The sequence below is a fragment of the Pseudoalteromonas sp. DL2-H2.2 genome (genome assembly GCF_021532535.1).
Taxonomy (GTDB): Bacteria; Pseudomonadota; Gammaproteobacteria; order Enterobacterales; family Alteromonadaceae; genus Pseudoalteromonas; species Pseudoalteromonas rubra_A.
The window spans coordinates 473,045-487,090 of sequence record NZ_JAKGBD010000003.1 but is presented as its reverse complement, the minus strand read 5'-3'; the positions used below and the strand labels follow the sequence as shown (position 1 = coordinate 487,090).

The 14,046-nt window shown below is 48.8% G+C and carries 10 protein-coding genes and 1 riboswitch; of the genes, 4 read left to right on the top strand and 6 right to left on the bottom strand.

Annotation, left to right across the window (positions count from 1 at the left end):
* Window positions 1-64: 64 nt before the first annotated feature.
* From L1285_RS07845 to nhaD, 4 genes are all read right to left on the bottom strand, one after another.
* Complete coding sequence (locus L1285_RS07845; protein ID WP_235411743.1) at window positions 65-1,390, bottom strand: sodium-dependent transporter; 1,326 nt, start codon at window positions 1,388-1,390, stop codon at window positions 65-67.
* 183 nt (window positions 1,391-1,573) lie between these two features.
* Complete coding sequence (locus L1285_RS07840) at window positions 1,574-2,104, bottom strand: DUF924 family protein (RefSeq protein WP_235411742.1); 531 nt, start codon at window positions 2,102-2,104, stop codon at window positions 1,574-1,576.
* Window positions 2,105-2,194: 90 nt separating this feature from the next.
* Window positions 2,195-3,541 carry a lysine-sensitive aspartokinase 3 gene (gene lysC, locus L1285_RS07835; RefSeq protein ID WP_235411740.1) on the bottom strand — a complete coding sequence of 449 codons (1,347 nt, stop codon included), beginning with the start codon at window positions 3,539-3,541 and terminating at the stop codon, window positions 2,195-2,197.
* 84 nt (window positions 3,542-3,625) lie between these two features.
* A riboswitch (Lysine riboswitch) is annotated at window positions 3,626-3,799 on the bottom strand.
* Between the two features lie 117 nt (window positions 3,800-3,916).
* On the bottom strand, window positions 3,917-5,164 hold the full coding sequence (gene nhaD / locus L1285_RS07830) for a sodium:proton antiporter NhaD (protein ID WP_046003766.1): 1,248 nt from the start codon (window positions 5,162-5,164) through the stop codon (window positions 3,917-3,919).
* 157 nt (window positions 5,165-5,321) lie between these two features.
* On the opposite strand from nhaD, the gene L1285_RS07825 reads away from it, so the two are divergent.
* The 4 genes from L1285_RS07825 (at window position 5,322) to L1285_RS07810 (ending at window position 10,598) form a co-directional block, all read left to right on the top strand.
* The gene (locus L1285_RS07825; protein WP_235411739.1) at window positions 5,322-6,578 is read left to right on the top strand and encodes a hypothetical protein; all 1,257 of its coding nucleotides are present in this window, start codon (window positions 5,322-5,324) and stop codon (window positions 6,576-6,578) included.
* Window positions 6,579-6,586: 8 nt separating this feature from the next.
* A complete protein-coding gene (locus tag L1285_RS07820) occupies window positions 6,587-7,138 on the top strand; it encodes a condensin complex protein MksE (protein ID WP_235411737.1) in 552 nt (183 codons plus the stop codon).
* Window positions 7,135-9,912: an ATPase gene (locus tag L1285_RS07815; RefSeq protein WP_046003763.1), complete on the top strand. Its 2,778-nt coding sequence runs from the start codon at window positions 7,135-7,137 to the stop codon at window positions 9,910-9,912. Before L1285_RS07820 ends, L1285_RS07815 begins: the two co-directional genes overlap by 4 nt.
* Window positions 9,913-10,016: 104 nt before the next feature.
* A complete protein-coding gene (locus L1285_RS07810) occupies window positions 10,017-10,598 on the top strand; it encodes a DUF4136 domain-containing protein (protein WP_235411735.1) in 582 nt (193 codons plus the stop codon).
* Between the two features lie 64 nt (window positions 10,599-10,662).
* Here L1285_RS07810 and L1285_RS07805 read toward each other — a convergent pair whose 3' ends face one another.
* Window positions 10,663-13,329 carry a TonB-dependent receptor plug domain-containing protein gene (locus L1285_RS07805; protein WP_046003761.1) on the bottom strand — a complete coding sequence of 889 codons (2,667 nt, stop codon included), beginning with the start codon at window positions 13,327-13,329 and terminating at the stop codon, window positions 10,663-10,665.
* Between the two features lie 249 nt (window positions 13,330-13,578).
* Window positions 13,579-14,019 (bottom strand): exonuclease III, encoded by a 441-nt coding sequence (locus L1285_RS07800; RefSeq protein ID WP_235411734.1) that lies wholly within the window; start codon window positions 14,017-14,019, stop codon window positions 13,579-13,581.
* Window positions 14,020-14,046 lie beyond the last annotated feature (27 nt).

Genomic DNA, 14,046 nt, shown 5'->3' with positions numbered 1-14,046 from the left:
TAATTTCTGATACCTACAACAAAGCCTGACATCGCCAGGCTTTGTTGTATTCAAACAACTGCTGTTACTTAAAAAAAGCCACATTAGCAAAAACGGCTGTCATCAGCACTGGACAGACAAAGCGTACATACTGAGCAAACCAGTACATCTTACCACTGCATTCCAGTGCCAGCTGGTTACCACGACGCCATATCCAGCCTACCGTGATAAAATAGAACAAGCCCATCAGTGGCAACTGATAATGGGTTAAAATCTGGATCACCAGGCCAAACAACCAGTCGAAATTGAGGATAATAGCCCCTGAGCTTATCAACAGCACAAAGGTTACCAGCCAGGTTGCCTGAGCACGCTTAAAGCCATGATTTTCAACCAGGAATGACACCGGGATTTCGGTGGATGAAATCGTAGATGTCAGCGAGGCTATCGACATTAATATAAAGAAAGTCAGTCCAACGAACAGGCCTATTTCGCCCATGGTTGCAAACAGCTCTGGCAGAATCGCAAAGATAAGCCTGCCCTCGCCGACCAGTTTGCCATTTTGGAAAACTTCAACACCATTATTCTGTGCGATAAACAAAGCCGGGATGATCAAAAGCCCGGCCAGAAACGCCACACCGGTATCCAGCATTGCCACACTAAAGGTGAGTTTTGGCAGGTTTTCATTAGGTTTTAAGTAAGAGCCATAAATCATCATACAGCCCACACCCAAAGACAAAGAGAAAAACGCCTGTCCCATGGCAGCGATGATCAACTCTGGGTCGCCTATTTTGCTAAAATCGGGCACAAGGTACGCTTTAAACCCGGCCGCAGCGCCTTCCAGCGTGCCCATGTAGGCAATCAGCGCCACCAACAGCATAAGTAGCACTGGCATGAGTCGACGCGACCAGGTTTCAATCCCGGATTTTACCCCTTGCAAAATAATGCCAGCCGTCAGCATCAGCATCAGTGGGGTAAAAATAAAGTTCCGTAAGGTCGAATCACCGGACAGAAAAGCACTGGCTTCATCCCAGCCAACTAAGCGTGCAAGTGGCTCAAGCGAATGCGCCAACATCCAGCCGGCAACAATAGAATAGAAGCTGAGCATGACGATGGCACCGGCAAGGCCGATATAGCCCGCAGACGCACCGACTTTAGGCTGTTTTTCCTGCCAGGCTTGTTTTAACGCTTTAACCGGGTTGGCTTGCGCCTGATGCCCCAGATACAGCTCAGTGTACAAAGCGGGTAATGCCAGTAAGAAAATAACGATAAAATAGACCAGCAAAAAAGCACCACCACCGTGGTTTGCTGCCTGCGTGGGGAAGCCCCAAATATTACCAAGTCCGACTGCCGCACCGGCTGCCGCTAACACAAAGCCAAGACGGCTTTGAAAACCTTCACGCACTTGAGCCATAATCGAATGCCAAGTTAATTATTGTTGTAGACTGGCGATTATACGCACTTGTAAACAAATTGCGAGTGTCAGTTAGAGCAAATCGGAACAGCCAGAAATGGTAAGCATTTGCGCGCTCAAATCAGGGCGGTATTGTGCTTACTGACATGGTGTAGCAAACCCATAAACACCTCAGAACCTGGCTTAAAAACTCGAACCGGGCGTTTGCAAAAAAGCCAATTCTTCGGGACTCGACTCCCTGCCTAAAATGGCGTTGCGATGGGGATAGCGGCCAAACTGCTCAATGATCTTTTTGTGCGCCAATTCAAACTCATAATTTGGCAAGGACTTAAACAAGGCATCCGCCTGCTGATGTACTTTGAGGCTCTCACTGTGCATGAAAGGTAAGTACATAAAGGTGCGCTGGGTTTTCTCCAGCTGCTGGTCAAAGCCTTTTTCTATGGCGTGCTGTGCCAGGCATAATGCCAGTGGATCGCTGGCAAAGGCGGCGGGTGTATCACGAAACATATTACGTGAAAACTGATCCAGAACGATTATCTCACACAGCGCCCCCACCGCAGTTTTGCGCCATTCGGCCAGCTCTCCGGCCATGGCCTGCTCGTGTAACTGTGCAAATCTGGTTGTGATTTTATTATCAAACTGGGCTGATTTTTGCCACCAGTCCTGCTCCTGACATTCAACAAACCAGAACTGATAAATTTCCTGATATTCCATGGACACACCTGTGAGTAAAAAATTTTGCTTTCAGAGCGAGTATTACCCGCTCCGGGTGATGTGTCCAGCCAGACTTAGCCTGCGTCTGGTTTATGCAGCTTCCAATAAGCGACTATGGATCACCTGAACCACGGCATCTGATTCACCCTGCTCAACGAGGAAGCACAAGTTATGGCGACTCGCCCCATGGCAGATCAAACGAATATTAAAATCTGCCAGTACCTGCATCAGGCTTGCTTCGCCATGGCGCAACTGAATTTCAGAGCCAATCATAGCCACCAGGGTCAGGTTGTTCTCTACACTTACCTGACAAAACTCACCCAGCTCATCCAGACACGCCTGCGCCAGCTCCGGGCGAGTGGCATTGGGGGCATTATCGAGTGTCAGCGCAACACTGATCTCCGAGGTAGTAACCAGGTCAACTGAAATATTGTGTGCACTTAAAATAGTGAAGATGCGTGCCAGAAAACCACTGGCTAGCAACATCTCTGGGCTTTTCAGGGTCAGCAAGATTTGGTTCTTGCGCTGTGTGACCGCGCGAATACCCGGCTCAGAGCGGTTGTTCTTTTCAATCCAGGTGCCACCGGCATGGGGATCTCTGCTCGAGCCAACAAACACCGAAATGCCACTGCGACTGGCTGGCAAGATAGTAGCCGGGTGCAATACTTTGGCACCAAAGGTGGCCATTTCGGCAGCCTCATCGAAACTCAGCCGGGCAATCGGCCGTGCTTTGTGGCAAAGACGCGGGTCGGTGCTGAAGATACCTACCACATCCGTCCAGATATGGACGCTTTGCGCGGCAATGGCCTCCGCCAGTAGTGCTGCACTGTAATCTGAACCACCCCGCCCTAATGTGGTGGTTTGACCCTGATTATCGCTACCAATGAAGCCCTGAGTCACCACTACCTGCTCAGAAAGCTGCGGTGTCAGGTGGGCCATGGCTGCGTCGCGCGTTGCAGCCACATCGGGTACGGCTTTACCAAACTGGCGGTCAGTTTTGAGCACCTGACGTACGTCAAAACGGCCGCTGGTAACGCCTAAGTCTCTGAGAACCTGAGTGAACAAATAGGAAGAAAAACGCTCACCAAAGCTCAGCATTTCGTCACATTGCTGTGCATCCAGTGCGGGTAACTGAGCCAGCGCATAAAAAGCCTCTTTTGTGTCGTTAAAGCCCGATTCCAGATCTGCATCGAGTGTCAGGCATGCCAGAATGTCCTGCTGGATCTCCATCACAGACTGAAACAACGCCTCGCGCTCAGCCGCATCGACTTTTTGCTGTGTCAGGGTCACCAGGTGATTGGTTACACCGGCACTGGCACTGACCACCACCACGCGAACATCGGGATTATCATGGACAATAGCGGCGCATCGCTGCATGGCTTCGAAGTTTGCAACACTGGTGCCGCCAAATTTAGCAACGACATACTGGGAATTCATTTTATCTCCTTGGGATCACACGCGGCGATCAACATCAATAAGGAGAACTTGGCAATAGGATGGACTAACCATAAAGAAATGACCTCTGCCAGAAGCTCTCCACCTGAAAACGGTGACAGTCCCGAGGATTCAACCTCCAGGACCGAAAAATCATGCCGACGTAGCATGGTTTTCCTCGGCGAGTACCTCCCTCACTGATGGTCACGGGTTATCGTCACCTCACATCAGCTACCTAAGCATCGCGCCTCTTCTGCTTATTTTGCCGGGATTTAACTGAATCCTGGCAAAATAAAAGCCCGCATTTTGAGCGGGCTTGAAAAAGGTATCTTTTAGACGTCTAGGTGTCAAGTATAAAATTGACCCTGTCATTAAAGATTAAATAAATTGCCCCATAAAAAAGGCACCGGCATAACCAGCCGTGTAGGCAATTAACAAATATAGGCTCATTCTTAAGTAGCTCGTAAAGGTTAGAGCCTTTACTTTACTCATTGCAATGATCCCCGCCGCCGAGCCGATGATCAGCATAGAGCCGCCCACGCCTGTCGCATAGGTAAAGGTCAGCCATTGCTGCGGGCTCATAACGATGTCAGCTTTGAGCAAAGCGGCCGTCAATGGTACGTTATCAACTGCGGCACTCATCAGGCCCACCAGATAGCTGGCGTACTGAGGGTCAACGAACTCATACAGCTGAGTGAACATGTTAAGGACACCCACCTCTTTCAGCGCGCCAACTAATAAAAGTACACCCACAAAGAACAGCAAAGTGTCGTACTCAATTTCACGAATATAATCGATGATCTTTTTATTGACGTCCTTTTTGCGCATCAGAAACTGGGCCATCAAAAACATCACCGACAGGCCACAGAGGAAAGTCAGCATGGGCGGGACCTGGTATTGTACGCTCAGATACAGCGTAGTCAGTACGGTCGTCATAAAGATCACCGCGATCGTAATGTCCGTTTTCTCTATCCGGCGCAGCGCTTGCTTTTCAAATACCAGCTGATCTTTCATTCCCATAGACAGCATGGTTGCCAGCAAGAGTACGCTGACAATGGAAGGCGCCACCAGCAATAACAAATCTGGGATCGTGACCTTACCTGCAAGGAAAATCATCAGAGTGGTCACATCACCTGTGATCAAAGACACGCCGCCTGAGTTAACACTGAAGATGATCAATGTGGCATACTTGATAAGCTTCTTCGGATCGAGTTTCAGCGACATCACCACCGCCAGCGAGATAAGCGTTGCGGTAATATTGTCAGAAATCGAAGAAAACAAGAAAGCAAAGCCACCTACCAGGAACATCATTTTGCGTTCACTGATCTGGGTTGGCATTACCCGATGGACGATGTTTTGAATAAAACCTTTAGAGTTCAGATAGGCAACAAAGGTCATCGCAGCCATCAGGAATAACCACAAGGTGGCGATTTCAAGAATGTTGTGATCGAGCTGATGTTGTATAGTTTCTGAGCTTTCGCCATGAAGTGGGGAGATAAATAGGATAATCCAACATAAAGTGCCAAAAAAAAGGGTCGTTTTGGCCTTGTTTACATGGATAATATCCTCTATAACGATAAGCACAAAAGCGACCGCTATCAGGGTTAGGATAATGGGCGTGACCATATGCGTAAACAACCTGTAATCAAAAGTAAAAATTGTGAAAGGTAACGTTTTCGGCGCGGAGTCTATCACTTAGCAGCACACTGTGCCACGAGTAGTTACACATTATGACAATTTTCTTACCTGATACCGTCACAAAATTGATACACACTGGAAAGCTATGATCCCAGCCAAAAAAGTATTAAATACGCTGAATGAACACTGGGGCGTCCTGGAGCTGCTTTTTAAACGCTTTAAGATGGCCGATTTCAGCCTCAAAGATGTACAAAACATCATCAAAATGAAAAACCCCAACTGGTCAAGTGAGCGCATCTATAAAGAAACCAACCGCTTGCTTAATCAGGAAATTATTATTCCTTTGGCCAAATCTTCGCAGCTCGAAATTAACCGTGCCGTGGCCGACTTTGCTAGTTTCTTATTACAAGAAGAACATCTTGGCCTGGCCGAAGAGATCACTGTATTAGTCAAAGATCTGCAACGCCTGGGTGAGCGCCTGGCGCAGGCCGGTGATGAGGGCGATCACAGCGAACTGCGCCGTTTCAGCCGCATTATGGATGAACGGGTGCGTAAAATCGTCAAACTCTACCATCACAATGAAAGCGCCATCATGAACCTGGTCGAGCAGGCCAAGTCCGATCAGGGCAATCTGTCTTTGCAAAAACGCTATCGGGCTGTCATTGAAGCATTTGACGAATATATCGAACCTATGCTGGAAATGGTGGATATTCATGGCCCCTTTCAGGCCTGTTTCACCATCATTGAGCATCAGATCAGTGAACAAATTGCACAAATTGAACAACTTGGCCGGGGTGCACAGGACAAACGTATGCTTGAACAACTGCGTACCCGGATCCTCGATATGCACTTAATCGGCCGCGAAAGTTTAGGTAAAAGCGCCGATATGCTAATGCCACTGCGTGAAGAGCTCAGACGCAACACGCTTATTACCCGCCAGGCGGCCAAAGTGCTGGGCCTGATCCGTAAAAACGGCGTTGATAGCATGCTCGCGCCGGTGCAGCCGCATTTTGTTTCAGACATTCAGCGTTTCAGCCTTGGCCAGCAACGCCATATGGTGGCTTATATGGCTAGCCTCAGCGAGTTTGAGCACGAAGAATATCAGTTACCCGATCAGCAGGATGTGCCCGCTTACCAGAGCCCTAATATTCCTGATTATTCGGATGTACGTAAGTCGTTTAAAGGGTCTGGCAAAAAGCGCACCGCCCTGCTTGGCTTCCTGAGCGAGCAATACCCGTCACTGGAAGCCGATGAAATGCTGTTCCTGTACCAAAAACTGATCAGCGACCCTGAACTGGACATCGCCCAGGATGAGCAACAGCAAACGATGCAAATCGCCAACACCCGCATTCGACTTTATCCGTTCAGTGCAGCGGACAAGCAAACAGATAACCACAATTAGTAATCATCATGACACAGATTAATCTAGACGAACTCAGCCAGTTACAGGCGATCAATAAGAAATTGGTCAGTGGCTACCATATCAGCGAACAGGACACCACACAGTGGCAGGAGCTGGATCAGCATATCGAATCTTACCAGGCACTGTTCAACGCCCTTGGCCACGACCTGCAACACGACAGTCGGGGCTTTTATTATCTGGCCAGCGACGAAAGCACCCCCAACATGGGTAAGATCTCCCGGGCCATCGCGCTAACCATATTTATCCTGATCGAGCACTTTGCCAACCAGGGTAAAGATCCTTTGCGCGCCCTGTTTGACGAAGTATTAGACCTGGAGCTGATGCAGACTCTGGTGCAGCTTAACAAGCACCTGTTTGATCAGCTGGAAATTTTCTCGGGATCCGATCTGCGTAAAGACGTGTGTCTGCGCATGGTGCGCCTGGGACTGGCTCGCGAAGTAGAGCAAGGCTTTTCGCTGCTGGCACCGGTTTATCGTTATATCGATGCACTGATGGAAGTGAACGAAGACAATTACGACGCACTTGAGGATGAAGTATGAACAAGCTGTATGGTCTCAGTAAACTCGCCCTGCTCAACACCGCAGGTTATGCCAAGTGTGTGATCCCACTCGATAAAAGTGCATCTATCTGTGCCCCGAACAACACAGGTAAAAGCTCGGTTATCAATGCGCTTCAATTCCCGCTTATCAACGATTTACGCCTGACCGAATGGGATGGTCACGATCTGGAAGAAACCCGCAAATTCTACTTTTCAAGTGATCAGTCTTATATCCTGCTTGAAGCCAACCTGCCTCATGGCGACGTCGTCATCGGCGTCGCGGGCCTGGGCAAAATTGCCGGTTACGCACATCAGTTCTTTTGCTATAACGGCAAACTCAACCTGGATGACTTTACCCAGGGCAAAAGCATCATAAAATACACCAAACTGTTCAATCACTTGCAGGAAAAAGGCTTTAGCCCGGTTGAGTTAAAGGCCGCGGAGCTGAATGCATTATTGACTGGTGGTGCAACGCCATACGATGGCGACATCAACCTCAAGATGATCCCGCTGAATAATGTTCAGGATGCCGCAGTATATAAAGAAATCTTCCGTCGCATCCTGAACCTGCACAAACTGGGTGCCCATGACGTAAAACGCTTTATGCTCAAGGTATTTGAACGTCATATGTCTAACTCCAAAGTCGACTTTTATGAAGTGTGGCGTCGTGCGTTTGACAAAGTAAATCGATCTCGCCGAGAGCTAAACGCACTGGAGTCTATGCAGGAGCCCATAGCTGCGCTGGAGCAAATGATCGAAGGCGAAGCGACGCTCAAGGGCAAGCTTGCCGCTTATGCACCTAAGCTCGACAAAGCCATTGTGGAGTTTGATGAGTATCAGCAGAGCCAAATTGGCGAGCTCAATGATCAGCTTGAAAACATCGAGCAGGAAAAACGCGACTTTGAAGAAAAGCAACAGCTCTATGTGCAGCAGTCTCGCGATATTGAACGTAAACAAACTCAGATTGAGCAATGGTTTACCGACTATCACGCGCTCAAATCCGAGTTTGAGCTGACCAATCATGCCACGCTGAAAACCAACCTGACGCTGCTGAAAAAAGAGTACGAACAGCTATCGTTCTCGATTAACAGTGCTCAGGGCCAGAGCCTGCACACCCTGGATTACCGGATTGGCGAAACACAAAAGCAGGTTAAGAGCCTGAAACTGCAGATGAAAAACCTGGAGTTCAACCTCTTTACCCGAATGCGTGAAGACCTGTCACTCAAAGAAGTCGAAGAGATCTCGCGTATTCTTAACCCGGATATTTTATCTTTTGCCACCACAGGCAAGGGAGAAGTTGAGATCAGTGACGACGATGCCTTCGGTGATTTCCTCGCGCAGTTGTCCACGGCGGTCAAAGGCGGCGAACTTAAACTGCCCGGCGCCACCATCAAACTGAAAAAGCTGGCGCCGGTACAAATGCAAAGCGGCGAAAACAAAGCCCAGTTGCAGGCAAAGTTAGACGCATTACAGCAATCGTTACTGGAGCTGAAGCAACAGCGCGAAGTGTCTGCCAATGTGGCCGAAAAGCAGCAAGAGCGTGATGCCCTGTACGATGAACTGATGGCCACCGAAGCGGCTCTGAAGCGCTTTGAGCAATTCCAGACCATGGCGCAGTCGGCAGAAGCACAACAGGCATTGCAGGATCAGCTGCAGGCCGAACGTGAACAGGTCGACGACTATCTGCAAGATGTACAGCGTAATGCTGGCTCCATATCCGATCGTCGCTCTATTATCAAGAGCAAACAAGATTTGATCCTGCGCCAGGCGGATCGCCTTAAGCAAGTGAAATCGGAGCGCATCGACCACACGCTGGATTTGTATAGTGGTAAGCAAACCCCCTACCCGGTAGAGATCAATCTGGACTTTGACAACCTGGCGGAAGTGATCCATCAGTTCAACAAAGACTGTCAGGAGCTGCGTAACCTGGATGTCAATGTGCGCAATACCTATTTGCACATTTACAATGCCGGTATTACCAAGTTCGACAACGAAACGGACGACGCGACAAAATACGCCAAGCTGATCAGCGCCTATCACAACATAGACAACGAGCGTGATGCGGTAGAGCGCCAGGCACGGGTTGCACTGACTGAAGTTGCAGCGACCATTAAAGGCCTGCGTGAAGACTTAGATCGCTTGCGCCGGGAAATGAACAGCTTTAATAAGGGTATTAGTCAGCACCGCATCTCGAACCTCAAAGCGTTTAAGATCAATGTGATCCCAAGAAAAATGCTGGTCGAGAGCATAGATACCATTATCGCAACCTCCGACTTGTACGAGCAAGGCGAGAGCTTTGACTTACTAAGCGAGCAGCCAGCCGACAGTAATGCCGTTAACGAGGCCAAAGATCACATTATCAAGCTGGCTAGTGATAAAGCTGGTCTGACACTGACCGACCTGTTTGATATCCGCTTTGAGGTGGTTAACCGCGCAGGCGATACCGAGCACTTTGATAAGATTGACTCTGCCGGTTCGAATGGTACACGGATCACCATCAAGTTGTTGTGTGGTATGTTGTTTATTCGCTACCTGCTTTCCGATCAGGAACAGGCGATGTATCGTATTCCAATTTACATTGATGAAGCGGCCGACATCGACCCGCAAAACCAGAAGGCAATCATCGAAACCGCCCTCAGCTTTGGTTTCGTACCGATTTTCGCCTCAGTGAAACCGCAAATAAGTTGTGATTATCTGGTGCCAATCCGCAGCGTCAATCAGGGCAGTCAGAACTGGGTTGACGAAAAAGACTGGATCGAAGTCGAGCACAGTTAATATCGAAAGGGCACAATTGAGTGCCCTTTTTTGTGATGATCTTCCCACTTCAACTATCGTATACTAAGTTAGGCTTTAAATTGAATGCTTTTAAGGAGTAAACCATGCTGAACCAACTGAAAAAACACCTTGTCAGCACCCGGACCTTTGCCGTTGTGGCAAGTTTATTGATGCTCAGTGCCTGTGGCACTACACCGGATTGGGACTACGACAAGTCTGTTGAGTTTGCCAACTACAAAACCTATGCCTGGTCAGCTGAAGCCAGCTTGCAGGCACGTCCGCAAAACTATCAGGTCAACGGACTAATGGAAAAACGCATTCGTAACGCCATTACCGAGCAAATGGCCAGCCAGGGGTTCAAACTGGCAGACCCGGCTCGGGCCGATATATTGATCAACTACCACGTTGCCGTCGACAAAAAGCTTGAGGTAGATACCTTTAAAGTCAGCTACGGCGCGCGCTGGAATTATTGGGGCTGGGGCGTCGACCACCATACCACAGCACGAGAATATAAAGTTGGTACGCTGGTGGTTGATATCATCGACCGTACTTCTAATCAGTTAGTCTGGCGCGGTGCCAAAGAAAGCCGTTTGCGCGCAAAGCAAACCCCTGAGCAGCGTACCGAGTCGGTCAATAAAACCATCGCCGAGATCCTGGCCAACTTCCCGCCTAAAGTTCAGCATTGATTAGCTACAAAAAAGCCAGTGCCTCTTTCGATAGCACTGGCTTTTTGTACGCTTACACCGTCAATTAAAACTGATAGCCAAACTTCAGATACACCTGACGACCTAACGCGCTGTGAGTCTTGTTATCAATCCCCATAGATTCAGACGGAGCCAAAGGCGCCTCTTCATTAAACAGGTTTGACGCGCCTATAGTTACGGTCAGTTTGTCATAGCCGACATAGCTAACGCTGGTATCAACCGTAGTCCAGGAATCAATTTCATATTTATCCCCGTTGCTGTCTGCAAGATCAAGATTCTTGTCGACATAGTTAAAGCTCAGGTTGGCAATATAATCATCCATTGACCAGTCAACACCAGCCGTCCAGCGGTACTTCGGATGCTGATACTCACCATTGAGGTCTTCAACCACAGTGCTGGTATTGCCGTCATCATCACTTTCAAACGACTGCTCTTCGAAGTTCAGTGTATAAGTGAGGTTATAGTTGAAGCGCAGCTCACCCATCTCAGACGTGGTAAGCAGGTATTCGATGTCTAAGTCCAGGCCATCGGTTTCACGACCACCAATGTTCACAAAGGTATCATTGATTTCCAGAATACGGCCTAAGGTACTGCCCTGACTCGGAGCACGTACCACCAGGTTAGGATCGGTTCCACAACAGTCGACCAGCTTTTGCGCACCAATTTTTTTGATCAAGTCTTCCTGATCATAGTTCCAGTAATCCACGCCTATGCTAAAGGTATCCGTCGCCTGCCAGATCACACCCAGGTTGAAGTTTTCCGATTCTTCCGGTTGCAATAGCTTGTTACCGGCAACGATGGCGGTATATTCGGTTGGCGAACAATCGGCATCGGCGCCAGTCTGCTTACACCGCTCTTTATCGATTACGCTAGGCGATTCGTCGGTGCGGCCCAGGTGTAACTGAACAAGTGAAGGCGCGCGGAATGCTGTGCCCCAGGAGCCACGTACCACAACAGAATCGATGGGTGTCCAGCGAAAAGCCACTTTAGGATCTGTGGTATTACCAAAATCACTGTAATCTTCATGGCGCAGTGCTAACTGAAGTTCCAGGTTTTCCAGTAATGGCGCACTGAACTCCGCAAACACCGCTGTATTGTCCCGATCACCGTTCGCTTGTGTCGCTTCGGTACCAAAGATCTCGCCCCTAAGGTACTGGTTATCCGGGTTGTCTTCTATTTTTTCATAACGGTGCTCAAAACCGAACGCCGCCGACACGTAGCCATCGCCAAATTCAAACAATTCACCAGAAATAGTACCATCGAGTGATTGCATGCTGGATGAGCCGTAACGGGTTGTCGTTGTTTCAAAGAAGTCTAACCCTTCCTGTGTGTTAGTGCTAGGTTCGAATGGGTTCCAACGGCCTTCATCAATGGCTTGTTGCGCAAGACGTTTATTGGGGAAGCCATCAAAGCCTTTTTCAACCGCGCTGGAGCGAATGGCAGAGTAAGCAAACTCCCACTCCCAATCCTGCCACTGACCGCGCATACCCATAACCGCACGATAGTATTCTGAATCAACGTCTTTTTTACGGTTACCAATATCCACCGTACGGCGTCGCATTGAGATATCTACACCATGCAGGAAGTGATCGGGCTGGTTAGCCAAAGGATGGTTCGGGTTATCACCCGCCATGGTGAGTTCAGTAAAGCTTGGGCTGGCAGCGCCCTGAATAAAGGTCGAAGCATGCTGCGCCGAAAACTCTGCAAAGCCCTCTACGCCATCCATGATCTCCTGAACACCGTTGTAGTTAAAGGTAACCCGCTCGGTTGAGGGCACCAGACTCATATGCGGCGCATAGTCATAACGGCATATATCGCCGATTATCATATCAGCAGGACAGACATCATTGCCCCACACGTCAGCGAACAGGGTTTGACGAACCTGAGTGCCATCATCCTCAGTACGCACGACAGGCAGGCGTGCCCATTGCTCGTCACTCAATGACGCACGCTCCACTTCAATACTGCCCGGGAAGCCAGACGAGCTCAGTGAATTATTACCGCCGCGGAAGGTCTGATCCGCCGTGGCCGTGTAGTCCCGGTCTGAGTAAAACACATCACCGCGTTTGAAGTAATCAAGTGTAAAGTTGTGATGGCCTTTGTTGGTAGAGTTACCCCAAAGTAAGGTAAAGTTCTGCTCTTCACCACCACCATCTGCTGTATCAGAGACTTTAGCCGCAACTTCAAAACCGTCAATATCATTGCGTAGGATGATGTTGATAACACCCGCTACCGCATCCGAACCGTAAGTTGCTGATGCACCATCTTTAAGTACATCAATGCGTTTTACCGCAGAAACAGGGATGGTATTTAAGTCAACAAATGAGGTTTCAATGTCTTTTGCAAACGGGCTTACGGCGACCCGGCGTCCATTAATCAATACCAGAGTTGATGACGCGCCCAAGCCACGCAGCGCCACACTGGAGCCGCCGTTTGCTGTGTCATCGCTGGAGTTGCCCTGAGTACTGAAGGTACCCGTGCCCGCAACCGGGAGCTTTTGCAGCGCGCCAATCAGATCGGTTGAACCTGTAGCAGCCAAATCGGATGCTGAAATGGATTGAACTGGCGAGGGTCCTTCCATATCAGAACGCTTAATGTGCGAGCCTGTGACCTCGATGCGTTCGACTTCGCCTTCTTCTGCCAGGGCTGTCTGAAAGCTACCAGCAAGGACTGTTGATACTGCCAGTGCAGTGAGTGTAATCCCCTTTTTCATTCTTACTCTTCTCCATAGTGTTAATTATATTTGTAATTACCAAATATTTTATAACATATAGAAAACACTTTAAGAACACATAAATATACAAGGCAAGATGTGATGTTACTAAAAATACACATTTGAGTGTTTGGTACGAGCACAGACTCAGTATCTATGGCGCTTTGTCGGCCAGTGCGGAGAGATCAAAAAACCCGACACATCTGGCCGGGCTTTTATTGCATTATTTATTGCATTAATAACGGGTATTTAGATAGCCGTATTATTGATGTTTTTAATAAACTGCTTAACAGGTACATCATTGCACTTTAGGTTACGGGCCTGATGGCGGTATTGGTTCAGGCTAGACAGCCCTTCTTTGGCAGCTTTAAGACATAACTCAGTTGCAATCGTGTCATTTTTAGCTACTAGCTTCACTTTTGCCTGGCTGTCTGCAGACTTGGTGTCGGCCTGCTTGGCAAATGAACGAATGTCTTCACCGTTACACTCTAGTGTTTTAGAAAAACGTGATACGAATACACCGTGCTTCGCTCCATATGCACGTGCAGCACTCAGACCTTGCTTTGCCGCGATAGCACATACTTTCGATTCTGGTGAAGCGTCAGCGCTTACAACCTGTGCCCCAGAGGCAGCAGTAGCTGAAAAAGATGCAACCGAGATCAATGTAACAAGAGAGAGAGACTTAAACATAATTTACCCCAAATGAACGAATTGGTG